This is a genomic window from Paenibacillus sp. FSL R5-0912 (genome assembly GCF_000758605.1).
GTDB lineage: Bacteria > Bacillota > Bacilli > Paenibacillales > Paenibacillaceae > Paenibacillus_AQ.
In genome coordinates this window covers 5,644,881-5,670,584 of the sequence record NZ_CP009282.1, presented here as the reverse complement: position 1 = coordinate 5,670,584, position 25,704 = coordinate 5,644,881, and the positions used below count along the sequence as shown (strand labels likewise).

Sequence of the window (25,704 nt, the reverse complement as noted above, 5' to 3'; positions counted from 1 at the left end):
CCAAACTCTGTCTCATCAAAAAGATAATCAAGTCTAGTCTTAGAAACTTATACTAAAATCTGTAGTAAAATCTGTAGTTAACTAAATATAAGTAGATATTGATAGGCCCTCAGGATCACTAGAGGGCTTTTTATCATACCAAGAATACCCATTATTATGATATAGTAGAGAGGATAATGCATGATTTTAGAAGTTATAGAAGAATGATCAAATATATTGTCAATAAGTTTTAGGTACATAGTCCTCTAGGGTTCGGTGGCTCGATATATATTAAGCATGGTGTAAGTGGTAATAGCTAGAACTTATTATGCAGAACCGGTAGAGATTTCGAGTGATTAATGGAGCTATATTACATAGATCAAGGATATATCTTACAACGAGTCGGCGGTTCCGGCGATCACGAAGTCGATTTAACCCTGAAAAGGTAAATAGGGGTATAAAATAGCTGTGCAGTATAAGCGCTGGAAGTAGGATGTTGGAAATGACATTGTACTAAGATTTTAGGCAGGTAAGCAGGTGCATGGTTGTTATGATACTTGGATTGTTACAACGAGTAATTTTACGAAGGCGGCGAAAGAGGCTGCGGATAGACTAAATATTAAGTTGATTAATGGGTTGTCGTTGGTTGATAGGTTAAAGAGATGGAGAAGCGAATATCACAAATATGAACCAATGGAGAGGCACAATTTGAGCGAAATATTATTTTCTCCTAATGAAATACCACTGCACTATTATTATTTTGGTTGGAAAAAGGCTAAGAGTTTTGTTAAGCAGCAAGGTTTTTACGATCCAATCGAAATTAAAGAGTTTGAGCTTGAGTTGGAGATGAATCTTCTAAGTATTAAGGATGAACTTAGTTCTTTTTCCTACAGCATGACACCTCCGATTATTTATGGTTTTCCTAAGGGAGCTAAGGGTGACGATCTTAAGTTGCGCCCTATGTCAAAAATTTCTTTTCGTGACCAAGTGGCGTGGGCCACGGTTGTTTTAACGTTAGGTGAATGGTTTGATACTAACGAATATTCATTAAATTCAGATGAGAATAATTCAAATATTAATAATTTGCAATGGATGGTTAATTGGAGTTGTAATAATCGGTTGCGACGGAAATATTATCCTCTTGTTGACAATGGTTCCAACACCTTTCAAAGACTTATGATTAATTACACGCATAATGATTTATATGAGAGTTTCCAAAGAAGTCTTCGTTTACAACGGAAAAAGCAAGAAGACTATTTTAAACATGTGCTTGATGTCTTTCCGATTGCATATTATGGACAAGCTGATATTACAAAGTTTTATCCTAGTTTAAAAATGAGGGTAGTTGAGAAAGTTCTAAAAGTTCGATTAACTGAATTATGTAAGTATGGCGTGATAACACTCGATACAAAGAAAAATTGGTTTAAAGTTCTGAAGCGAATCTGTCATATTCAATCTGATCTTACTTATCTAGAAGATGATGAGATTAAGGGTATAGGGTTAGATATGAGTAATAAAGATTCTATATGTGATACATTACCAACAGGGCTGGTCGCCGCTGGATTCCTCGCAAACTGTGTATTAACTGAGATTTTAGATCATCCAATGGAAGAGTTTATGAATGAACAGACTGAAAAAGGTCATGTTACTTATTTAACTCGTTATACTGACGATATCATGATTATATCTTCTGATGAAACAGTTATTCGTGAAGTTATAGACAAAATTCAAGAGCTAATTCAACCTATCGACTTAAAAATTTCTGAAGACAAAACAAAACCAAGGTTGAAGGGCGATCTAATAAAAAGAATAAAAGAAAGTGTAGAAGGTATATCCAATAAGCAAGCCAATGAACTGATAAATAGCATTTTTCAGGATGAGATTTATTGTCCTAGAGTGGGCCGTTTTGATACCTTGCCGAGTTCTACAGCATTGATTGACAAGCTATCGCAATTAGGTGACCAACAAGTTAGAGCTATGAGAGGAGAAGAACTTGAAGGATATTTGTCTGAGCTAATGGACTTAGTTAACACTGAGTTTGCTGATGCGGAAATTAGGGGTGATACAAAGTCATCGTTTGCAGCTTGGAAAATTCGAAAAGTGGCAAAAGATACACAATACCGAGAGTTGGACGCTAATGAAAATGTAACGCAAACCTTAAGAAGATCTTTCATGAAGTTTCCGTACAAAATATCATTACTCAATTGTTATGTACTTCATTTGATGGAGATACCCTTTGTCAAAACTACTGAGGCGCTAATTATTGAAATGTTCAAATCAGCAAAAAAAACTAATGATATAACTCAGCCAGGTTTTTATGGTGCATACATCCGCACACGAATTTTATTTGCTATTGCTGAAAATTGGAATAATGTTTCAGAAGAGAACCGTAACCGGATGAGAGATATTATATTTGAACAAGTATCAGGATGGTATCAAACAAATATTCCAACATGGCACGAACAATATGCTGTCTATTGGCTATTTGCAAACACTAAAATAGTTACTGATTTAAAATTGGTTACAAAAAGCTCAATGAAAAGTGTTAGACGTGCCCATAGTCTGTTTAGAATTATGAATAAAAAAGCCGGACATGGTAAGGATGCTGTGTTAATTGCCACTATGAGTGAGATATGGAGACGTAATCGTCCAAGAGGAATAAGAGTGGGAGAGTATCTAGACGAAGAAAGCTGGATCGGATGGGTCTGGGAGAGGCTGGACTCGACTAATACTCAGGCTTGGGATTGGAAACAAAAAAGGCATGGACGTGTCTGGATTGAAATTGCTGGTGGACGTGAAGGGAAAATTACAACTTACGGTTATCACAAATTAATTGAAATGGCTGAACAATACTTATACACTTTCTATCAGGATAATCATCTACTAAAAGAGAGTTCAATTGACGTTATACCTATTTATAACGGAGTTATGGAAATACTTAATCAAGCAATCACTTTATTAGCCAGTCAATCGGATGTCTTAACAGCCAATCGTTTATCAAGTGCCTTGGGAAAAGTATCAACAGAACATCGTGTTAGAAAATACTTAAATTCACGTATTGAAAATATTAACAAAATAAAAAAGGCTTTTTCATTAGATAGAGAAACTCATGATGATATTCCTTCATCTGCAGTGGACCTAGATGTGGAGGATATCCCGCTTCAGGATTGGTTGGAAATCATTAATATTCTCCCGCAATGGTTAGAAGTAAAAGATATACCTCCAGTGTTGTTACCACTAACCGAAGGAGAAATCACCTCTTTGTTAATCTCTATTGGTGGAGTGTTATCTATTGAATTAGAAGAACGTAACAGTGAACAGAATGAGTTGCTGGTGTCTATCTTTAATATTCAGAATCCTCTGATTTCTAAAGTGAGTTTAAACCGTATTGCATTTAATATAAATGACTGGAAAAATTGGAGAGCAGATAAAAATTTATGTAAATTTAAATTTTCTGAAGATTTCGTGATTTTTTCAGAGTATTACTTAAGTGCATGGGCATACACAGAAGTATCTTTTGCAAAGAATGACGAGTATTTACTTTGCTATTCTTTTTCTATGTTATTACTGAGACTTATATCAAACAGACACTTCAAGTCCTGGTCTGCTGGTATAAGCCAACTGAAGGGGTGGAAAAGAATTTCAGATATTATTGCTCAAGCGGAATTCCCTTCTACCGAACTGGCTGAAATAATCGCAGGGTCTTTGAACTATCAGAAGTCATTTTATAAAAACACTTTTTTGGAACTCGGAGAAGAACTCCCTTTACTCCCCCTTGAAAAAGAGCCAATAGAAAAATTTTCAGACTATCTTACGCGTTTAAAAATACATCTTTCTATTTTAGAAAATAGATTTTTTATTGGTGATACAGGATTACGTGAAATTCGCTTCATTGATATTGATAAGTTGACAAGGGAGTAAGTTGATGGAGAATGAATTATTAAAAGAGATAATTGTCACTATTGGACAGTCCATACACGAACACCATATACTTTATTATCTTGATCATAATGATGGATTCAAATTTTCAGAACCACATTTACAGTTGGACTCACTTGATTCTATACTAAAAGTATCAGAACAGGACGGCGCTCATTTTGTGATGCTACCTGAACTCTTTCTTCCCCGTAGGTTCTTATTTAGCCATATTAAAGAAAGGGCCGTACGATATGGTAGTATTATTATGGGCGGATTAGAATATAGAGCAGAGCCTTATCCATCTCCAACAGGGAAAATCCGCTTGCACAATGAGGCTTTTGTTGTTATACCTGATAATCTCTACCAAAAAAGAAAAATTAAAAATGGGAATGCGACCGTAATTACTATTCCCAAATTACATCCTGCTCCAGACGAAAAAAATCTTCTATCGGGACATGGTTTTGAATTTATCAACGGTAATCGAATATATCAGTTCAATAGTAGTAAATTAGGGAATTTTGCAGTGCTCATATGTTTTGACTTTCTTAATCTCCCAGTTCAAGCTATTTTACAAAGTCAGATTCAAACACTTTTCGTATTAACATATAATACAGACGTTGCAGGGTTTATATCGATAGCTGATACTATGCAACGAATGTTGTTATGTAATGTAGTAATTTGTAATACAGGATATTATGGTGGATCTGTGGCTTTCACTCCGCTGCGAGATCGCAATAAACGGCAGGTGTTTCAAATAAACGGCAATCACATTCAGGCTGCAGTATCTGTACATTTGCCTCTGAGTGAAGTTGAAAAGGTTCAAGAAACTGGTGTTACTAAACAAGGAGATAATAAGTATTTTCATAGACCTCCTGATTTTGGAAGGTTGGCTTCTAAATAGTCTCTATTTAAGATTTTTCGGGCAGTGCCCCTGACCACCACGCCAGAGCGCATCGCTGGCAGCGATGATGTCAATTGTCATATAAAGGGCAGAAATACAAAGTTTCTACCCTTCATATTGCTAACATTTTTGCTAACATAAATCTGTCCGACATATCTTGGACTTAGAAGATGAGGAACACAAAAAAGTGCCTTTAACCCGCATGGATAAAGGATTTTTATTCGAGAGTTCTATGGTTTTAAGAAATGGTTAAAAAGCCTGTTTCAGGACTTAAAATCCTGCGGTACGTGAGTACCGTACGGGTTCGACCCCCGTCCTCGGCACTACAACAACAAGGGTTTCAGCTCATTAGAGCTGGAACCCTTGTTTGTTTTACAAATCGCCGGAATTAGAAAGAATATGTCCCGACACGTTTAATACTCCTCTTCTGCCAACGCGTAGTCCACGGCATTCTTCTACTGTCTACTCCTCATGACCCGTCGATTGACGGAAAACCGGCATCGTCTTAACATGCGTAACCAGTGGAGGTCTACCGGGATTTTCGATTTTGGAAAGAAGCATCTCGGCCGCAAGAAAGCCCATTTCGGATCGGTGGATATGAACGGTGGTCAAGTGGGGTTCCACGATTCGCGACTCGGGGGAATTATCGAATCCGCAGACCCTAACCTCACCAGGAATTTGAATATTTAGGTCCTTTAAGATACGAATGACATTAATAGCGATGTAGTCATTGGCGCATACGAACGCGGGTGGAAGGTTAGTCATGCTTGCTAGTCGCTGCTTAAGCCACTTATAGTCAGCGATATGCCGGTCGTCTTCGAGAATGCAGAAGGATTCATCAAGATCAATCCGGGCGGCATACATGGCTTTGGTGAACCCGTCCCAACGCTCGTTGAAGCTCATGCAATGGCGGGAATCGCCGATAAACCCGATCTCCGTAATTCCTTCATCAATGAGCTTCTTCGTTAGACTGAAAGTACTGTGAATGTTCTCCATCAGCAGTAGATCTGCCTTCATCTCAGAAAATGTCAGTTCTGCTGAAGCGTCAATGAATAATGTCGGGATCCCGAATGACGTAATAAACTCCGAGTAGCTCTTGTCGAACAATTCGATACAGACAATGCCATCTACTTTACTTTTGTCGAAATTCACAGGAAGAGCCGACGAATCGAGTTCATTCTCTCGAACGATATGTATTGACAAATTGAAGCCTTCGGAGCTGATTTTTTGTTCGAGGCCGCTTAGCAGTGATGTGCCAAAATGTGAATTGTTCGGCATATTTGCAGTAAGCAGGGCGATATTACCGGTTTTTTTGGCAGGAGTGCCTTCTTGTTCGAACAAGGCGAACTGCTTGTAATTCATATCGATAGCTTTCCTAACCACTTTGCTGCGTGTCTCATCCGGTATAGAGGGATTATTATTTAATGCTTTGGATACAGTATTCCTAGAAAGTCCAAGCGAATCGGCTATATCTTGAATGGTTACTTTTTCTTTGTTCAAAGATAATGGCTCCTTTAGCAGAAGTAATGCGTTCTCAACCAAAATAATCGTAGTATAAAATAATGTAATTGTCAACTTAATTGTTACAAATGAACAATTAGATAAAAAGTAAAAAGAGAGATTAATAAGGTTTACATTTTGTTCAAAAGTAAACAAATGCACAATAAAAATGGACGGTGTGCATTCACCTCGTTATGGCTTTTTCATAATAAAAAACTAATATTTCGTTGTTTTAAGCATAAAAACCAATGAATTTTACGTTGTTGAAATGAAATGGTGTTTTTGTTGTGTTCATATGTTTACTTTTATAGTCATAAAAAGTCTTGACGAAGGAATCGTGATGTTGTAAATTGAATTTGCTAAGCCGTTGACAGTGACTTATGGAAGCACTTACTTTCGCGAGAGAAGTATCCAAAATCACATTTATGTTTTGCAAATGAGTATTATGGGGAGGAGTGGGAGAAACATGAATTATACAGAGAAGTTCCGTCCGCAGTATCATTATTCGCCACAAAAAAACTGGATGAACGATCCGAACGGAATGGTTTATTACGAGAATGAGTACCACCTCTTTTATCAGCACACTCCGTTCGCAAGCCAACCCGATTTCGGGAGAATGCATTGGGGGCATGCGGTAAGCTCCGATCTGGTCCATTGGGAGGAGCTTGAACCTTCCTTGCCGCCAGGTGAGGACGGTGCGATTTTCTCTGGAAGCGCGGTCGTCGATACACATAACACAAGTGGTTTTTTTGATGAGGATGGGTCAGGGCTTGTGGCAATCTATACGAATAACGACAACAAGGTGCAACCAGGTAAGCCGCAGGTTCAAAGCATCGCCTACAGCAGAGACAAGGGACGGACTTGGACGAAATATGAAGGGAACCCGGTCTTGTTTCCGGAGACGACGCTTGATTTCCGCGATCCGAAGGTATTCTGGCATGAGGATACATCTAGTTGGATTATGACTCTGGCAGTTCAAGACCGTGTGGAATTCTACACCTCTCCAAATTTGAAGGAATGGGCATTTGCTAGTGCATTTGGCGCCGATGTCATCGGAACGCATCGTGGCGTTTATGAATGTCCGGATCTATTCTCGATGAATGTCGATGGTGATCCAAATCAGAAGAAGTGGGTGCTCATTCTAAGTGTGGGCGATTGTAATGGAGTGAACCCGAGTGAGCCTGAACCACCGGCAGGAGGCTCCGGTATGATGTACTTCGTCGGCAGCTTCAATGGTAAGACATTTACACTGGATGAGCCTATTCTTTCGATTCATGATGTGAAATGGATTGATTTCGGGTCCGATTTCTATGCAGCCGTCACCTGGAGCGATATACCGGAAGGAGACGGACGTAAGCTCTGGATCGGCTGGATGAACAACTGGCGGTATGCCGGGACGCTTCCGACTGACAAGTGGCGGGGAAATGCATCCATTCCACGAGAGTTGAAGTTGAGAACCTATCGGGAAGGCCTTCGTCTGGTGCAAGAACCGGTTGAAGAATTGAGAAGGATAGGTTCACCGCTTATGGCTCTGGAGGATGTGACCTTGGTTCCGGATACGAATCCGCTGGCCGACATCACCATTAATAAAGCGGAATTGATCGCGGAATTCGAAATTGGAACCGCAACGGAGTTCGGAATGAAGGTTAGAAAGTCTGCAGATGAAGAAACGGTGGTCGGGTACGATACCCTAAAGATGGAGTTGTTTGTCGATCGCACGAAATCAGGCACTACGAATTTCCATCCGGACTTCGCAGCTAAGCACCAGGCACCGCTGCCGCCTGTGAATAACCGTATACGCATGTCCATCTTCATGGATTGGTCTTCAATAGAAGTGTTCGGTGGTGAGGGTACAGCGGTCATCTCGGACATGATTTTCCCCGCTTCCGAAAGCAACGGACTTGAGCTCTACGCGGTAGGCGGAAACGTAAAGCTGGTATCGCTCCAGATCAATGAGCTGGGAAGCATATGGAGAGATGAGGTCAAGGAGGTAGCTCATGCGTATCGGGGCAATTGAAGCAGGCGGAACAAAGTTTGTCTGTGGTGTCGGGAATGAATTAGGGGAGATTGAGGATCGGATTCACTTTCCAACGCGTCGACCTGAAGAGACGATGGAGAATGTCATCGCCTACTTCCGGGATAAGAGAGTCGATAGTATAGGGATCGGATCGTTTGGTCCGGTCGACCTCGAACCCTCCAGTCCGACTTACGGTTATGTGACGACAACGCCAAAATCTGGCTGGTCCGGATATAATTTCGTGGGTACGCTGAAATCGGTCTTCGATGTTCCAGTCGGTTGGGATACGGACGTTAATGCTGCCGCGCTGGGCGAAGCCACATGGGGTGCAGCACAAGGATTGAATAGCTGTGTCTACTATACGATCGGGACTGGCGTAGGAGTCGGCGTATATACCGAAGGTAACCTGGTACATGGACTTGTTCATCCAGAGGGTGGACATATCCTCACAAGGCGGCATCCGAACGATGATTTTGGCGGCAATTGTCCCTATCATGGTGATTGTCTGGAAGGAATGGCCGCCGGCCCGGCGCTGGAAGCAAGGTGGAAGGCTAAGGGCGATACACTGCCGGAAGACCACCCGGCATGGGAGATGGAGGCGTTCTACATCGCGCAGGCCATATCGAATGTCATCCTGACGTTATCCCCTAAGAAAGTCATTCTAGGCGGGGGCGTGATGAAGCAAGTCCAGTTATTCCCGATAATCCGAGAGCAGGTAGGCAGCATTCTCAATGGATACGTGAGTGCCAAGCCTATTGTATCGGAGATCGAACATTACATTGTCGCACCTATGCTCGGCGATAATGCCGGCTTGTGTGGGGCCTTAGCACTTGGGATAAGAGCGTTAGGATCACACACAACGGTACAAAAATTATCGGGAGTTTAGAGTCTTTAAAGGCTCAATCCCAAAGTCAGTACATTCGATCAAACCAAGCAATAATTAGAATTCCATTATCAAAGGTCATTTCAAACAACGTGTGCACAGATAGTAGTGCGCACGTTGTTTTCACAGGACAGCATTGTAGGAATCTAGGATTATAACCTCTCAGGAAGTGACGCTTAGGCCTGCAAGGTTTGACAAGGTAGGTCAATGAACGGCTGCTCTGGATGCCGGAGAATGGAACTCCTCTCCAACATGCATTCACACCCAATTGGCGACAAGAGATTATGTAAAGAAGAAATTTGATGTTTTTGATGAAATCTAGGTATGTAATATTGGGATTGGAACTGGAGATTGGGACGACTACCTTGGATATTCAATCCTGTGCTGGATGCGGCCCGCGTGCCGTATTCCGCCGCGCTTGTCTTCAACGCGGGCGTCGCCAAGTTGGGCGGCCGCTACGTCATGGTATTCCGCAACGACTACGGCTCGCTGGAAAAGCAGACCCTCGAGCCGTCTCATACAACGGATCTCAGCATCGCCTTCAGTGATGACGGCATTCACTGGACGGCGGGGCCGAAGCCGGTCTTCAAGCTGCGCGACGAATCCTTTGAAATCTTGAGCTTGTCGACGCCGGACTTGCGCAATATGGTGCTGTTCCCGGAGCGGATTCACGGCAACTATGTCCGGCTGGAACGGCCGTTCACCGTCTACAGCCGAGGAGGAAGGGACCCGTTCGACGCCTGGATCTCGGAGTCGCCGGATCTGATCTATTGGGGCCGTTCCGAGCTGCTGCTGGCGGTGGAGCAGGTGCCGTTTGCCAATGACAAGATCGGCCCTGCCGCACCGCCCGTGAAGACGGACATGGGGTGGCTCACTACGTTCCATGCGGTGGATATCGATCCTGCAAGAGGGAAAAACAGCTGGGAGCCATCTTGGAAGAAGCGTTATACTGCCGGCATTATGCTGCTTGATCTTGACAATCCGAAGAAAATCCTTGGCATGAGCGCATCGCCGCTGCTTGCGCCTGAAGCGCCCTACGAGATGGAAGGGGGCTTCCGCAATGACGTCATTTTCCCCGGCGGTATGGTGCTGGAGAAGGACGGTGAAGTGGAAATCTATTACGGAGCCGCCGACACGGTGGTATGCCTGGCTACCGCCCATGTGGACGATCTAATCAAGCTTTGTTTGGGGGAGTGAGTTCTTTATTCAAAGATCAGCACGTTGCTTGAGATTGATGACTTTCTATTCACATATAAAAAACTAAGACGATTTATTTCAAAAGTAAACTTCATTCAAAAAGGACAAAGCAGCTACCTTTACCAAGGTGCGGTTTTGTCCTTTTTAATAAGGTGAAGTAATCGGATGGTACAGAAATATTCTATCCCTGCTTTTTCCTACGGAGGGCGCTCTGCTCTACACGTTCCAGTACCTGGATCAGCATGCATCCTTCTATGCCGCCGCACTCGCCAACCAAGGGGTTCCTGCGTTCAGAAACCGTCTGCAGGCCGTACTGCTGCGGGGGTTCGACAAACAGATGGATATGAGCGGGATTAACCGGAAGATGAATAAGGGGACGATACTAAAGTGATCTTCGACCCTTCGTTCTAGCTCTGGCGTTGTAACAACCTGATTGGTCATGTTGAACATTGCTGGTTAACCGAGTAGCTTCAGTTCTTCGGACACTTGGAAGCATGATAAACATATAAAGAAGTGCAACACAACCAATAGAGAGATATGAAAGTTTGAGCCCTATGGCATCGGTCAGAATGCTGCTGCTCACGGGCCCTAAAATCATTCCGAACGAATAAGCTGTGTTATAGATGGCAAAGGTGATCCCGTAAGAAGGAAGACCACTTTTCTCCGAAATGTCCGCAAGTGCGGGAAGACAAGGTGCAAGGACCATGCCCATACTGAGGCCTAGTAGGACTAAAGAAGCTGCCTGCATCCACATGGAGTTGGGCAGAGCTGAGAGCGGCAAACTTATCGCAACCACTACAAGTCCAATTAGTACTGCTTTCTTATATCCTATTTTGCTGGATAACTTACCGATCCAAGGGGTGGCGAGCCCGTAAGATAATGTAGGAATAGCGAATAACATTCCGATAAAACCAGGCTCGGCGTTGAATTTCTCTTGCAAATGCAGTGGGAGGGTTGGTTCCAATACACTAGGAATAGCCGCACCAATAATAACAACACCACTAATTAGCAAAAGACTTCGATTTCGAAGTAAGCCGAAAGATGAGAGAAACGCACCGGACTTTTTCTCCGGTAGATCACGTAACAGAAAGATCCTAAGCATTCCGTCGGCTATAGCCAGAGCTGCTGCAAACAGGAAAGGAAGTTTGTAACCGCCTAACTGGTACATCCAACCGCCTATAGTTGGCCCAAGAAGGATTCCAGCGGCCTGTCCTGACAATGCAAGTCCCATGGCTTTGCCGCGTTCTTTGGAAGGGTAAAGATCAGCAAGTATGGCTAATCCCGATGTCCAGGTCACGGCTGCGGCAAGCCCTTGCAAGGTTCTTGCTACTATCAGCATCCAATATTCTTCTGCAAATGCAAACAATAGTGTAGCTGCAGCCAATCCAAGTAATCCCCAAAGCATAGGGGCACGTCGGCCAATTCGGTCCGATAAAGCGCCAAATATAGGTGTTGCTATAAACAATGCGATTGCGTAGCTACCAAAAAGCAATCCGATCTCAGTTTGGGATGCCCCCAGAGAGCTGGCATATTTAGGGAGAATAGGTACCACAAGTCCATAAATCAACATATCCAAAAAAATGGCTATCCCGACAACTAACAGAGCTGCTTTTTGTTTTGACTTGGTAATCGTGTTCATTAGACCCTCCTTGAGTTTTAGTGATTAGGATACTAAATATTTAATACTAAATATTTAGTATGTGCTTTCTGAATGGATTATAACAACTAACTCTTACTGTGTAAAGGGAGATGCAAATTTGTAATGAATTATCTTTACAGATGATAAGTTCAAATGTTGTATTAAACAGTATCAATAAGTATTATAATTTAAATACTATAAATTTACTGTCTGAATGGGAGTGAAGATTATGACAAATGAAATGGTTCTTGGACTATTATTAAAATTTGGTCCGATGTCTGGCTATGAAATTCAACAAAAGATGATATCTGCGAAAACAGATAAATGGGCATACGTGCAACCTGCATCTATTTACCATGCTCTGAGGAAGCTTGACAAAGATGGATTAGTTTGTTTGGAAAGGCTTGAGCAAACGGGGAACCGCTCAAAGGCCATTTATTCGATCACATCTAAGGGGAAATTTGAATTTGACAGGATGTTGATTAGCTCATTTAAGAAAGCTTCCGTTGTTTTTCCAACTGCTTTGTATACAGTTCTTACATTCATGGATGAAGCACCGAAAGAAGACATCATAGGAGCAGTGGAGGTTCAGCAACAGGCGATCCAAAATATTTATGATGAAATGAAAGCGGGGCAAAAAGAAAAGGAAAAGTATTCCGAAATTTCGAATAATGTGCTATTAATTTTTGAAAATATGTATAAACAGTGCGAAGTACAATTACAATTTTTAGAGAAGATAAAGCAGGACTTATTAAGTGATTTGTTTTAGTCGGCATTGTCCGAATCTCTGGATGCGAAATAATGTAACCAAGCAATGCCCCACGTTGTGGGGTTATTTTTGGTGCGCCCTGTACTGGGTCGGAGTCAACCCCAGCTGTTGCTTGAACTGCCGCATGAAGTGGATCTCGCTTGCGTAGCCGCTCATTTCTGCAATTTTTTTGATAGAGATATCGGTAGCGGTAAGCAGGTATTTCGCATGTTCTATCCGGCTGGCAATGACGTCCGCCATCGGGCTCACCCCGAAGAAGTCCTTATACAAATGCTGAAAACACGATCGGCTCATGGTCAGCTCATGGGATAGTCCTTCAATCGTCCAGTTCAGGAACGGCTGATTATAGATTTTGGTGCGGATTAGGGACATCTTGTTGTAATGTGTATTGCCGACTTCCTTCTGGGCGGAGTGAATTCGGTTGCTGAGCTTGATGAAGAATAATTGCAGATATAATTCCATCGTCTCCTCCTTATGCGGGCTCAAGGAATAAGCCTCATAGCACAAATTGTTAATGATGATCGACAGCTCATTCAAATCGCCAACCGGGATCACCTCATTCTTGGGAATAGCCAGCCTGTCCAGCAGTGCAGCGTCGCCCGGCTTGTCCAGCCGGAAATGGAACCAGTCATTGGTGAACTGCGGCCCGTAAGCCCGGTAGAACTGAGGGGTGTAGTCACTGTACAGAATGAAAGAACCCGGTTCTGTTACCTGGTTCACCCCTGCGAAGGTGAAGATTGCCGGGGTCTTCAGCAGCAGCAGCATGTAGTCTCCGGACCCTTGGGGCCGGTTGATGATGAAATCCGCGTCATGGCTATGGTTGTAGCCGATATTCTGTATATTCATATGAGCCTCCAGTGCAGCAGATAGGTCTATTGTAGAAGCCGGCAGGCCGGCTTGTAAAGAAGGATTGCACAATAAGTTAGTATATACGCACGATGTGTAATTGTACTGCCAGCGGGGTTTATCTATGCTTAATAGAAGCAGCACCGGAAGCAAATGATGAAGGCGGAAGCCGGAAAGGATGATAGGTTATGAATGAATGGATCGGTTATTCAAGAGGGGTTAATCTCGGAGGCTGGCTGTCCCAGTGTCCGTACCAGCAGGCACATTATGACACCTTCATTACGGAAAAGGATATCGAAACGATTGCCTCCTGGGGCCTGGACCATGTCCGGCTGCCGGTGGATTATGAAGTCATTGAAGAGTCCTCGAACGCTGAGGCCTATGCAGGATTCAAGCATATTGACAATTGTATTCGCTGGTGCGCTGCCAACGGGCTGAATCTCATTATTGATTTGCATAAGACGCCCGGGTTCTCCTTCGACAGTGTGGCCGCAAATTCTCTGTTCGACGATCCGGCGCTCCAGCTCCGGTTCCTGAATTTGTGGAAGGCGATCTCTATCCGTTACGCAGCTTATAAGGATACTGTGGCTTTTGAATTGCTGAATGAGATTGTGGAGCAGGACAGCAGCCGCTGGAATGCACTGGCCCGCCGGACGATTACCGAGATTCGCCAGCATGCGCCGGAGACCAAAATCATTGTCGGCGGCATTCAATGGAACAGCGTACATACCCTTAAGCTACTGGATCATCCCTACGATGACAATATCGTATATACCTTCCATTTCTATGAGCCGTTCCTGTTCACTCACCAGCGTGCAGAATGGGTGGAGCAGATGCCGGAGAGCAGCATGGATTATCCGGGTGAACTGGCGGTGTACCGCAGCACTTCGGCCGCCATCGGCGCTTTCGGATCGGGGCTTCAGGGAGACGGCGTCAGCCAGATGGGGCCTGAGTACATCACCAGCCTGATCCAGACGGCCATCGACGTTGCAATGGAGCGTAACGTGTATCTGTACTGCGGGGAATACGGAGTCATTGAACATGCCCCCTCGCCTAGCGTGGTGAACTGGTATAAGGATGTCCATGCTATTTTTGAAGAATATCATATCGGCCGGGCAGCGTGGACCTATAAATCCATGTCCTTCGGCATCTCGGACCGTTACGACAGCAGCATTACGACGGAGATTATCTCTTATTTGTAAATGGCTAATAGAAAGTATAATTACTTTTTTCTAAGCGAGGTCCTATAGATGAGAATCCAAATTACTGATAAACCCGGAATATCTATTCACAAGGGGATGATTGGCCTCTTCTTCGAAGATATCAACTACGGCCTGGACGGCGGGCTGCATGCGGAGATGATCGAGAACCGTTCCTTCGAGTTCATGGAAGCGAAGGGGGACAAGGGGCGCTTCAGCGAGAGCTATGACGGCCTCTATGGCTGGACGGCTTATCCCGCAGAGTCAAGCGGGGCAACGCTGCAGATTCAAACGGAGCATCCCCGGAATGAGGTGAATCCCCATTATCTGGAGTTTACGGCCACCGATCGTCAGAATGCTTGTACCAATAAAGCCTATGATGGAGTCTCTCTGAAGCCGGGGATTCAGTATCAGGTATCCTTCTATGCCAGAGCAGAGGGGTATGCAGGCGGAATTGAAGTTTCGGTTGAGAAAAATAGCACGGTTATGGCACAGGCTGTCATTGCCTCAACGGTAAGAGGGGAATGGACACGCTATACGGCGCAGCTTAGCTGTAGTGAACCTGTGTCTTATGGGGATTTCGTCATCCGGCTGGATACTCCGGGTACGGTATGCTTTGATTTCGTATCCATGATTCCCTCCGATGCGGTGCTGGGCTTATTCCGCCGGGATCTGGTTGAACTGCTGCAGGAGATGAAGCCCGGCTTCCTGCGGTTTCCGGGAGGGTGTATTGTAGAGGGCTATTCGCTGGATAACCGGTACCAATGGAAGCAGAGTGTGGGTGCCGCCGAGCAGCGCAGGAATAATAGCAGCCGCTGGGCGATGCATGGAAACAATGAAGAGAATCACTACACCAGCGAGTATAGCCATTATAATCAGAGCCTGGGGATTGGGTTCTTTGAGTATTTTCTGCTCTGCGAATACTTGGGTGCGCGGCCGATTCCGGTGCTGAACGTCGGGCTGGCCTGCCAGTTCCAGTCTACTGAGCATGTGGGCGTGCATGATGAGGATTTTCAGGAGTATATTCAGGATGCCCTGGATCTGCTGGAATTCGCCAATGGGCCGGTGGATTCGCAGTGGGGCGCTCTCCGCTTGCAGATGGGCCATCCTGCGCCGTTCGGGCTGGAGCTGATTGGGCTAGGCAATGAACAGTGGGAGACGGAGCATGCGGATTTCTTCACCCGGTACGACCTGTTCGAGCAGGCGATTCATGCGCAGTACCCGTCCGTACAGCTCATCGGCTCCGCAGGGCCGGATGTCAGCTCGGAACACTACACCCGGGCGTGGGAGTATTACCGTAAGCGGGCCAAGGCTAACCCTAATTTCGTCTATGCTGTCGATGAGCATTATTATGTGAAGCCGGAATGGCTGTGCGACAATGTACATTTCTATGATCAGTATCCGAGAGACATCAAGGTGTTCGCCGGGGAATATGCGGGTCACTATGGCAACGGGATGAATGCGCCGCACTTCAACAGCTGGGGAGCGGCGCTGGCAGAGGCCGCATTCCTGACAGGCCTTGAGCGCAACGCCGATATTGTGGTGCTTGCTTCCTATGCACCGTTGTTCGCCAGACTCGGCTACGCCCAGTGGTCGCCTGACATGATCTGGTTCGATGGGGAGAACAGCTATGGCACGCCAAGCTATTATGTGCAGCAGATGTACAGTACACTAATGGGAACGAAGCTACTGCAGACTGTGAATGAGCAGGAAGAGATCCCGTTCACTGTCTCTTACGATGAAGAGGCGCAAGTAATCTACGTGAAGCTGGTGAACACCTTGGAGCGCAGTGTAACTGTGGAACTGGAGACCGGGATGCCCTTGACCGGATTCGGTGAGGCGTATGTCATGCAGGGGCAGGAGGAGGATGTGAACTCTATCGGGACTCCCCGCAGCATCGCTCCGCATTCCTATCCGCTGGAGACCGCGGGCTCCATGGTCTATGAGATCGGGCCTAAGTCCTTTCATGTGCTGAAAATGTATTGCAGGGCATAATAGCCCCTGACCTAACCCCCGTGAGGAAGCGTTATGACGCTTCCTCACGGGGGTTTTTAATGTACATCAACAATTTGACACCAGCTGCCCACCAGTATAAAATAATAATAAATGATAGATAAGTATATCATTGTATTCATAAAGATATCACTTAATCCACCGCAAAGGCAGGTCTATGTTCATGAAACCCAGTGTTAAGGACAATAAACGAAAAGCTATTCTGGACGCAGCAACAGAGCTGCTGGCGTTGAAGCCGACGGCTACGCTACAGGAGATTGCAGATCATGCACAAATCGGGATTGCCACGTTGCATCGTTATTTCTCCACAAGGGAGCTACTGCTGGATGCACTGGCGCTGAATGCCATCGGGCTGGTGGATGAAGCGCTCGAAGGAATCATGAATGATGACAGCGATATGCTCCGCTTCCTGACGGAGGTGTTCGAGGTGCTGATTCCTTTGGGCAGCAAGATGTCTTTTCTAAGTTTCGCGGCATCGGTTGACGAGAATCCTAATATTCTTGCCGAGGAAGCCCGCATCAAGCAACCGCTGCGGGAAGCGGTGGAAGGGTGGCAGACTCGCGGTCTGCTGAATGCCGCGATGCCCGCCCACTGGATGATCACCGTCATGTATAATCTGCTGTTCGTCGCCTGGCAGGAGATCCAGAATGGCAACCTTGCGAAGAATGATGCTCCGCAATTGTTGGTATCCACCGTCATTCAAGGCTTCGGTGCCCCGGGACGAAGCGGGAGCTGAAGCACATTAAGGAGGAAGCTGTATGTCAATGTTAGACGTAGAGATTGTCAACCGCCTGGACGAAGTGCAGAAACGCGAGGTTGCCAGACTGTTTTATCAGGCGTTTGCCTTGAAGTTCAATGCCCTGTGGATTTTTACCCGCAATGAGAAGCAAGTCGTGGAGGTGCTGTGCCGGAGCCTGCGTTATGACAACGGTCTGTATGCGGTACGCGAGGGAAGGGTAATTGGATTCATTGGTCTGGAAAAAGGAGAAGGATTCTTCGCAAAACTGGGTTATGGGGCTCTACGACATTCGTTTGGCTTAGCGGGCGGTGCGTGGCGTTATGCAGCTTACGGTCTATATCGTATGTTTCATGGCGGCGTTCCGAAGGACTCCATTCATATTGATCCGCTTGTCGTCTCCAGTGAGGCAAGAGGGCTGGGAATCGGAACCCGGCTGCTGGAAGCGGCCTTTGCCATAACCCGTCAGGCGAACCGCAGCAAGATGCTGCTGGAGGTCGTTGATACCAATCCGCAAGCCAAGAAGCTCTATGAGCGGCTCGGCTTCCGAACCTTCAAGGTGCAGAATACCCGGCTGTTTACGGCAAAAGCGGGCTTTGCCAAAGTGCTGCATATGGAGAAGCTGCTGGACTAGTGCGCCGCCTTCCCGATCCGCTTGAGGATCGGGAATTTTTGGTTTCTACCGCAAATGATGATAGCAAGCCGGGAGGTTAGGGGCGGAGTTATAGTCGGGTTGTAAGTGCTGTTTATCCACTTGCTTGCCCATTCTCTTCGGAAATGGGAGAATTAAGCTACATATTTCCATTTGCTTAGTACAAGAGGGGCGCGGGTGCTCCTGCACTTCGTGTGGACGAACGAATCCAGGCAGAACAGCAGAATTGGAAGGAAGCCGGGGACTGGATAAATCGTCTAGATTTATGTATATTAAGTTAGTAAACTTAATTAACTATATATAGAACGGAGATGAATCATGAAAATTCAAACTGCAGGGACTCCCAAGGTCATGCGCAATCTGAATGAATTTCTGATTCTGGACCGGATGATCGCCGGTGGACCGCAATCAAGAGCGGATCTTAGCCGGTACACCGGCTTAAGCAAGCCTACTGTATCTTCGGCTATTGCCCATCTGCTCGAACGTGGACTGGTCAGAGAGACTGGCAGAGCCGGGAACGTCCAGGGCCGCAAAGCCATACTGGTTGAATTCAACCCGAAATGCTTCTATATCATAGGAGCTGAGCTGGGGGGGAGCAGACTGCGGATGGCGCTCGCAGATATGAGCGGACAGATCTGCCATTACAAGCAGCTCTCAATGCCGAAGGACTCTTTGACCGAGCAGGCATTTCAGGATTTTCTGGTACAGGGTATCGAAGGGCTTCTTGCAGACTCCGGGCTCTCCTGGGAGAAGATCCAGTCAGCGGCTTTCGGGATTCCTGGCGTTGTGGACCCGGCAGACGGTGGAGTGTCTGATCTTGTTGCACCGCTGCGGGGGATCGAAGCAGCTCTGAGGCTGGCTAATCTGGCGCAGCTCTTCCCTGTGCCTGTCGTGACGGAGAATGATGTCAATCTTGCCGCCCTGGCGGAATATACCTCATCCGGTATGGCAGCAAGCGGTTCTCTTCTGTACTTCTCCATCGGCGAGGGAACCGGAGGCGGGCTCATTATCCATGGGGAGATATACCGGGGCCTGGGCGGCGGTGCAGGAGAATTGGCTAACCTGATGCTGAGCGCAGGCAGACTGGAGGATGTGCTGTCCGCAGACGGATTCCTGAAGTTGGCCGCACGGTTGGTAAGGGAGCATCACGGAGACGCGGAACATGTGCTGACCGCTCCCGGGGTCACGGCGGAGCGGATATTGGATGAAGTACGCAGAGGCCAGTCTCTGGCTCTGATGATCATTGAGACTTATTGCAGTCTGCTTGCAGAGGCGCTTGGCAGTATTTGCACGGTGATGGCTCCCGATACTGTTGTTCTCGGTGGCGGGCTTGGCAGTCACGGGGATGTACTGCTGCACAGGCTGGAAGTCAAGCTGGACGGGCTTCACCGCATGCCGCGGTTGTCTGCTTCCGGCCACGGGGACAAGGATGTTGTCCTTGGAGCCGTTCAAGTCGCAGTCCAGTCCGCGTTCCGGCATATGCGTGATAATAGAAACAACATAAGCTTATAAACTACAGAACTGCTGGAGGGATCCTAAATGAATAGGTGTACGGCTGGAATTGATGTGGGCGGAACCAAAACGCTCCTGTGTCTAACGGATGAGGATGGAACTGTTCTTGAACAGTATAAGCTGGAGACACAGCTTAGCCGGGAGCCGGAGGTGTTCTTCCGCTGGTTATTCGGTGAACTGGAGCAGTTCTGCAGACGCAATGGAACTACGCTCTCCTCCTTGCAGGGAGTGGGCATCGGGTTCCCGGGAGTCATGAATGAGCGTACAGGCACGCTGACCAGCGCACCGGCCTTGAATTGGCCTGCAATGACCGATATCCGTCCGGTTATAGCGGCGCATTATCCGGGACTGGTGGCGCTTGACAATGATGTGAACATGGCTGCAATGGGAGAATATGCTGCCGGATCGGCTACCGGTTCGGAGCATTTCATAATGATCACGGTAGGGACGGGAGTAGGAAGTGCACTGTTCCTGAATGGGCAGCTGTACCGGGGGGCCAGCTTCGCCGCAGGCGAGATCGGCTATCTGATCGTTGAGCCTGGGGTGGTCTCTAACGCTACTGATCCTGAATACAGCGAATTTGGCCCCTTTGAAATGGAGGTATCCGGCACGGGAATTGGGGCTAAGGCTGCTGCCGAGCTGTACAAGAACAGCAGTAACTCGCTAATCCGGGAGCTGGCGCAAGGCGGCAGGATCCGGGCGGAGCATGTATTTGCTGCAGCGCAGCGCAAGGACGAGACGGCAATGAAGCTGCTGGATCAGGCGTATGAGCAGATGGCGGCGGCTGTGAAAAATATAGCCCTCACCCTGGATCTGGAGCTTGTCATTCTGGGCGGCGGAGTCGTGGAGAAGAACCCGGGCTATGTGCAGGAGATTGCGGCAAGAGTTAGCCGTTACACTCCTCAGCAATCCCTAATACTCCGGCAGGCTGTGCTAGGCAACCAGGCGGGAGCGATAGGAGCCGCAGCTGCGGCAAGAAGCAGACTGGCTGCGGGCACAGGAAAGAACTGAGGGTATGAATATGAAACCTGGAACAAGTATAATGAGATTCTCTGTTAGCAGCAGGGAGGGCGAAGTGCTCCTGAAGATGTAGTACACAGACGCCCATTGCCGACTCGTATGCAGTAAATGCTGCTTCTGCGGCAGGAACCTCCTTTGGGACCATCCGGCTGTTCGGCAGTATCGGCACTGCACTGGGAGGGTATTTTGGCGGGATGTATCTGAACTGGATGGGAGTTACAGATCTTTGGGGTCCGTTTCTTCTCTTTAATCTGATTGCCCTGTTGATTGCTTCCATTACCAGTGTCCCTGCTATGCTGGTTGCATCCAGAGTCTTGAAGAGATACGGTTATGAAAAAACGCTGATGCTGGCTTCCGCGGTCTACATGCTCCGGTGGACGATCCAATGGCTCATTCCCATTCCTGGTGTTATGATGGGAGTCCAAACGCTGCATGGCTTGTCCTTTGGTTTCTTCTATATTGCTGCCGTGGAGTATGTAGCCTCCATAACGGGCAAGGAACTGCAGGCCACAGGGCCAAGCCTGTTCAATATGGTGTTCGTCGGACTCGGAGGCATTGCCGGAAACTTGCACAATGGCTATTTGCTTGAGACCGGTGGTGCGGGGCTAATGTACTTCTCCTGCACGGTCAGTGCCGCGCTTGGTGCGCTGCTGCTGTACAGGGTCAAATCCATGTCACAGAAGCAGTAATATCATAAATAAAAGGAAGGGGAAGATCTATGAAGCGCAGTTGGTATAGTCGGATGCTATTTTCATACTTCCCTGTCTTTCTGCTTGTAGTTACCGTACTTATATTTCTGGCCTTTATGATTGTTACAGAGTTGTCCCGCAGCGAGACTGCAAAAGCCAATTACATCTCCACCAGCTATATTGTCGATACAGTGGAGCGGACCTTAAGCGATGTAGAGCTTGGGGTACTGCAGGAGATCGGGAATAATTATTCCTATAATGACTTCCTGGATGATTCCGCCGGTAATGCCCCGCCGGTCAATGGCTCCTATGAAGTGGTTCAGAGTATGAACCGTCTCGCGGAACGCTTCAGTCTCATTGATTCCATCTATGTCTACCGCAACAAGGACAAGCTGATGCTGGGCCAAAGCGGGTATATGAATTCGGAGCAGACGCTTGAGGATACTTACCTGGATGAACTATCCGCGCACAAGGAGCAGCAGGGCTGGAGTGCTGTACGGATGTACCAGCCTAGGAACTCCCAGGATCTGCGACCGGTCATCAGTCTGGCCAGCAGGCTTCCGATACCTTGGGGCTCCGATGGTTATATCGTGATTAATGTCAGCGTACACCGCATGGAGCGTCTGGTGGACAGCTTAACAAATGGAGAATTGTCATTCTTACGGATCAAGGATGCGGCAGGTACTCCGATCTATGATTCCTCTCCAGCCGCAGACGGTGAGAATAACAGAACACTCTCGAAGGTCCAGGCGAAGAATCTGGGCTGGACCTTCGAGAGCGGACTCCAGGCTGGCCGCTTATTCGATTGGATCTCTGTTATTTCTTATGTCTGGTTCATCCTAGGGCTGCTGACCATTGCACTGGGCGTGTTCTATATCATCTATATCACAAGGCGTAATTACCGGCCGATCCATCAACTGATGGTGCGGATTCAGGCATTACAGCCGCAAGTCCAGCATACTGCTGCTGCCGTTGATTCGGATGAGCTGGTCCTGATGCATAATGCGCTGGACAGGCTGGTGCAAATGACTACGGATTATGAACGGGAGCGCTATGAGAATCTGGTTATTCAGCGCCGGGAGCTGTTCCTGGATTTCCTCGGGGGTGAACGGCCGAAGGAGGCAGCGGAGCGGCTGGCAGCACTGGACCCTTTCGAGGGCAACTACGAGTTCGAGGGCTTTGTTGTATTTGTGGCAGAGCTGAACCGGGAGAAGGAATGGCATGCCTTATCGCTGCAGGATCAGAATCTGCTGAAATTTGCATTGACCAACGTACTCAGGGATCTGCTGGCGGATAAGCAGCTACAGGCATGGTCTGAATGGATAAGCGGGCAGCGGCTGGGGATCATTATTGGTCTCCGGTACCGATCTGCAGAGGATAACCCGGATACCATGCTTGAGCTAGCAAAAGGCTGCCATAGCTGGATTCTCGATAATCTGCGGATGCCCCTTACCTTCGGGATTGGTTCGGTGGTGGAGTCCTGGCAGGATATCCAGTACTCTTATGCAGCGGCTGCTGAAGTGCTGAGTCACCGGCTCGCGATGGGCACAGATATAGCGGCGGTCCCTATGGACCGGCAGAATGACGACTCTGCACTACAGAGCTACAAGTATTTTGGGAGCTTTACACAGCTTGTCCGGGAATTCCGGCTGTCAGGCGAGAACTGGAGAATCCGGCTGGACGAAATTTTCGATTCCTTCCGTAAGGATCATATGAAGGATGAAGAGATCTACATGCTTCTGGAGGTTATGCTGCAGGCACTGGAGCAGGAGCTTAAGGGGATTTCGGACACGCTGGACCGGCAACTCGCGGCAGAATGGACTGGAGGACTGCGGGAACGCATCCGGGGATGCACTGATCTGGAGGAGATCAGGCTGCTGCTGACCGGATGGCTGAATGAAACCTATCATGTCTATGTGTCGGTCAATGAGCTTAAGAGCCACCGCGTCATGATCATGGAGGTTAAACATTATATTGAGGAGCACTATGCCAACCCGGATCTTTCTTTGAGCCATTTGAGCGAGCGGTTCCAGATCTCCGCGAAATACGCCAGCTATCTGTTCAAGGGAGAATTTAATATGAAGTTTGTGGACTTTCTGGCGGAGCTGCGGTTGAAGAAGGCTAAGGAGCTGCTGGATACGACCTCGGACAGTATTCAGGATATCGCGCTGCAGATTGGATATGCTAATTCCATCAGCTTCGGAAGAGTCTTCAAGCGCATTACTGGAATGACGCCGGGAGATTACCGTAAATTGAAGCTCTATAAAGATGAAGATCAATAGTGATTGCGCAAACCCAATTCTGATTATCCCGGGTTTGCGCTTTTTGATTTCTAACTGTATATATAACTTAATGTGTTATGTATAAGTTATGTATTTCTGATGTTTCTGTTTTTTTAGAGCTGAACATTCACGATAATTGTATATTTGAAATGAAAAATGCTGTATTTTGATTGATTTTTCATGAAAAAACAACTAGAAACATGTTTATTGTACATTTCAGAACAAAATGTAATAATTCATCCCATGATCAAGCCTGAAACATAACATAATAGAGCTAAAGGCTGATCAAACAAGATTTCGAAAGGGATAGGTGATAGGAAATATGACAATTGATAGCGTTAAAGGAAAAGTGGCTCTGGGTCTCGGAGCGGTTATGATGTCATCCCTCTTATTATCGGCATGCTCGTCAGAGAATTCCGCTGCAAACAGCGGCGGGTCAGAGCAAGCGGGCAGCTTGAAGATCGAAATTTTTGACCGTGGCAATGCTCCTGCGGGTCTGACAGCTTCTGACAACTTTTTAACCAATTACGTTAAAGAGAATTTCGGTAAAACTAACAATATCAATGTGGAATTTATTCCTATCCCCCGCTCGGAGGAAGTGACGAAGCTTAACGTCCTGATGGCCAGCGGAACTGATGTCCCTGATATCGTCTTTACTTATGATTCCGGGACTTTCAATAAATATGCTGAACAAGGCGGACTGACAGATCTGACACCGCTGCTGAAGGAGTATGGTCAGAATCTGACAAAGTTCCTTGGCGAGGATACACTCCGCTACGGCCAATATGATGGTGTCCAATACAGTATTCCGGCCAAACGGTCTACAGTGGGCAAGTATGCATCCTTTGTCCGCCAGGACTGGCTGGATAAGCTGGGGCTTCCGGTTCCGGCAACCACGGAGGAGCTATACAATACACTGACGGCATTCAAGGAGAAGGACCCGGGCGAAACCGGCGGCAAGGTGATTCCGCTGGGCATGACGATTGCTGTGGCACAATACGACTCTCTGGTCTGGTCCTTCATCAAGCCGGTCAGCGAGCAGGAACGCTTCGAGCTTACGCAGAACCTGAGCTCCCGTGATTTCCCGATTCTGCTGCCCGGATTCAAGGAAGCCGTCCAATATATGAACAAGCTGTATAATGAAGGGCTGATCAGCAAGGATTTTGCCTTGGATGAGAATAAGGAGACCCTTACACAGAACATCGGCAACGGCCTAGTGGGTGCATTCAGTGACGATAACGACGCGATCTTTTACCCAGACGGTACTTATGATGTGCTCTCGAAGAACAATCCTAACGCTGTGCTGACGGCCATAGATCCGTTTACGAACAGTGAAGGCAAGAAGGCGAAGCCGGTGTCTGCTCCGAACGGGATGTATATCATGATTCCAAAATCCAGTAAACATGCCGTAGAAGCGGTCAAATATCTGAATTGGATGGCTTCGGATGACCATCTGAAGTACATTCAGAACGGGATTGAAGGAGAGCATTATAAGCTGGAAGATGGAGTGCCTGTCTCCATACCGGATCTGTCTGTAGAATCTGCCAACAAGCTGATGGGCGGCGGGGATATCGGAATTATTGCCAACGGCCGGATCTTCGAGAGTCAGGAGAAGAACAATGAAGCGTTTGTGAAGAGCTTCAGAACTCAATATCAGGACATTATTGCGAAATCACTGGCCATTTCAACTACCGATGTAGTTGAGCCTGTGTTCACAAGCCGCCCGATTGAAGCTGAGAGCAAATACGGTACTACGCTTAGCGATAAGGCGAAGCAGTTGATGGTGAAGTCGATTATGGTGTCACCGGGTGAGTTCGAAGTCACCTATGAGAGTATGCTGAAGGACTATATGTCAAGCGGCGGACAAGCTATTCTGGATGAACGCAAGGCTGCCTACAGCGAGCAGAAATAATGAATTAGGGTTCGGGAGGGAGAACGGCGGGGCAGCAGGT

The 25,704-nt window shown here is 46.9% G+C and carries 18 protein-coding genes; 15 read left to right on the top strand and 3 right to left on the bottom strand.

The genetic code is table 11. The features are described from left to right. The first annotated feature begins 687 nt into the window (after positions 1–687). Both R50912_RS34485 and R50912_RS24010 read left to right on the top strand, forming a co-directional pair. Positions 688–3,900, top strand: coding sequence for a reverse transcriptase domain-containing protein (locus tag R50912_RS34485; protein WP_197072971.1), 3,213 nt, complete (start codon positions 688–690; stop codon positions 3,898–3,900). A 4-nt stretch (positions 3,901–3,904) separates the two neighbouring features. Next, positions 3,905–4,798, top strand: coding sequence for a carbon-nitrogen hydrolase family protein (locus R50912_RS24010; RefSeq protein ID WP_042238448.1), 894 nt, complete (start codon positions 3,905–3,907; stop codon positions 4,796–4,798). 462 nt (positions 4,799–5,260) lie between these two features. Here R50912_RS24010 and R50912_RS24005 read toward each other — a convergent pair whose 3' ends face one another. Further along, positions 5,261–6,298: a LacI family DNA-binding transcriptional regulator gene (locus R50912_RS24005; RefSeq protein WP_042238447.1), complete on the bottom strand. Its 1,038-nt coding sequence runs from the start codon at positions 6,296–6,298 to the stop codon at positions 5,261–5,263. A 466-nt stretch (positions 6,299–6,764) separates the two neighbouring features. Here R50912_RS24005 and R50912_RS24000 point away from each other — a divergent pair, with 466 nt between their 5' ends. The 3 genes from R50912_RS24000 (at position 6,765) to R50912_RS23990 (ending at position 10,395) form a co-directional block, all read left to right on the top strand. Further along, the gene (locus R50912_RS24000; RefSeq protein ID WP_156123291.1) at positions 6,765–8,315 is read left to right on the top strand and encodes a glycoside hydrolase family 32 protein; all 1,551 of its coding nucleotides are present in this window, start codon (positions 6,765–6,767) and stop codon (positions 8,313–8,315) included. Then, on the top strand, positions 8,296–9,201 hold the full coding sequence (locus R50912_RS23995) for an ROK family protein (RefSeq protein ID WP_042238444.1): 906 nt from the start codon (positions 8,296–8,298) through the stop codon (positions 9,199–9,201). The genes R50912_RS24000 and R50912_RS23995 overlap by 20 nt, the downstream gene beginning before the upstream one ends. 348 nt (positions 9,202–9,549) lie before the next feature. Further along, entirely contained in the window at positions 9,550–10,395 is an 846-nt protein-coding gene (locus R50912_RS23990; RefSeq protein WP_042238443.1) for a glycoside hydrolase family 130 protein, read from the top strand. Between the two features lie 382 nt (positions 10,396–10,777). Here R50912_RS23990 and R50912_RS23985 read toward each other — a convergent pair whose 3' ends face one another. Then, positions 10,778–12,034, bottom strand: coding sequence for an MFS transporter (locus R50912_RS23985; protein WP_042238442.1), 1,257 nt, complete (start codon positions 12,032–12,034; stop codon positions 10,778–10,780). A 229-nt stretch (positions 12,035–12,263) separates the two neighbouring features. Here R50912_RS23985 and R50912_RS23980 point away from each other — a divergent pair, with 229 nt between their 5' ends. Next, a complete protein-coding gene (locus R50912_RS23980) occupies positions 12,264–12,803 on the top strand; it encodes a PadR family transcriptional regulator (protein ID WP_042238440.1) in 540 nt (179 codons plus the stop codon). A 63-nt stretch (positions 12,804–12,866) separates the two neighbouring features. Here R50912_RS23980 and R50912_RS23975 read toward each other — a convergent pair whose 3' ends face one another. After that, positions 12,867–13,649 carry an AraC family transcriptional regulator gene (locus tag R50912_RS23975; RefSeq protein WP_042238439.1) on the bottom strand — a complete coding sequence of 261 codons (783 nt, stop codon included), beginning with the start codon at positions 13,647–13,649 and terminating at the stop codon, positions 12,867–12,869. 188 nt (positions 13,650–13,837) lie between these two features. Here R50912_RS23975 and R50912_RS23970 point away from each other — a divergent pair, with 188 nt between their 5' ends. The 9 genes from R50912_RS23970 to R50912_RS23930 all read left to right on the top strand — a co-directional run bounded on the left by R50912_RS23970 (position 13,838) and on the right by R50912_RS23930 (position 25,664). Continuing rightward, complete coding sequence (locus tag R50912_RS23970; RefSeq protein ID WP_042238438.1) at positions 13,838–14,851, top strand: glycoside hydrolase family 5 protein; 1,014 nt, start codon at positions 13,838–13,840, stop codon at positions 14,849–14,851. 48 nt (positions 14,852–14,899) lie between these two features. After that, entirely contained in the window at positions 14,900–16,843 is a 1,944-nt protein-coding gene (locus R50912_RS23965; RefSeq protein WP_052416657.1) for an alpha-L-arabinofuranosidase C-terminal domain-containing protein, read from the top strand. Between the two features lie 181 nt (positions 16,844–17,024). Then, positions 17,025–17,597 carry a TetR/AcrR family transcriptional regulator gene (locus R50912_RS23960; RefSeq protein WP_042238437.1) on the top strand — a complete coding sequence of 191 codons (573 nt, stop codon included), beginning with the start codon at positions 17,025–17,027 and terminating at the stop codon, positions 17,595–17,597. A gap of 22 nt (positions 17,598–17,619) precedes the next feature. Further along, on the top strand, positions 17,620–18,231 hold the full coding sequence (locus R50912_RS23955; RefSeq protein WP_042238435.1) for a GNAT family N-acetyltransferase: 612 nt from the start codon (positions 17,620–17,622) through the stop codon (positions 18,229–18,231). Positions 18,232–18,567: 336 nt separating this feature from the next. After that, on the top strand, positions 18,568–19,761 hold the full coding sequence (locus R50912_RS23950; RefSeq protein WP_042238434.1) for an ROK family transcriptional regulator: 1,194 nt from the start codon (positions 18,568–18,570) through the stop codon (positions 19,759–19,761). A gap of 27 nt (positions 19,762–19,788) precedes the next feature. Beyond that, on the top strand, positions 19,789–20,772 hold the full coding sequence (locus R50912_RS23945; protein ID WP_042238433.1) for an ROK family protein: 984 nt from the start codon (positions 19,789–19,791) through the stop codon (positions 20,770–20,772). A gap of 203 nt (positions 20,773–20,975) precedes the next feature. Further along, a complete protein-coding gene (locus R50912_RS23940; protein WP_052416656.1) occupies positions 20,976–21,470 on the top strand; it encodes an MFS transporter in 495 nt (164 codons plus the stop codon). Between the two features lie 29 nt (positions 21,471–21,499). After that, on the top strand, positions 21,500–23,752 hold the full coding sequence (locus R50912_RS23935; protein ID WP_042238432.1) for a helix-turn-helix domain-containing protein: 2,253 nt from the start codon (positions 21,500–21,502) through the stop codon (positions 23,750–23,752). Between the two features lie 322 nt (positions 23,753–24,074). Continuing rightward, positions 24,075–25,664, top strand: a complete 1,590-nt coding sequence (locus R50912_RS23930) for an extracellular solute-binding protein (RefSeq protein ID WP_042238431.1) — start codon at positions 24,075–24,077, stop codon at positions 25,662–25,664. Positions 25,665–25,704: the final 40 nt, after the last annotated feature.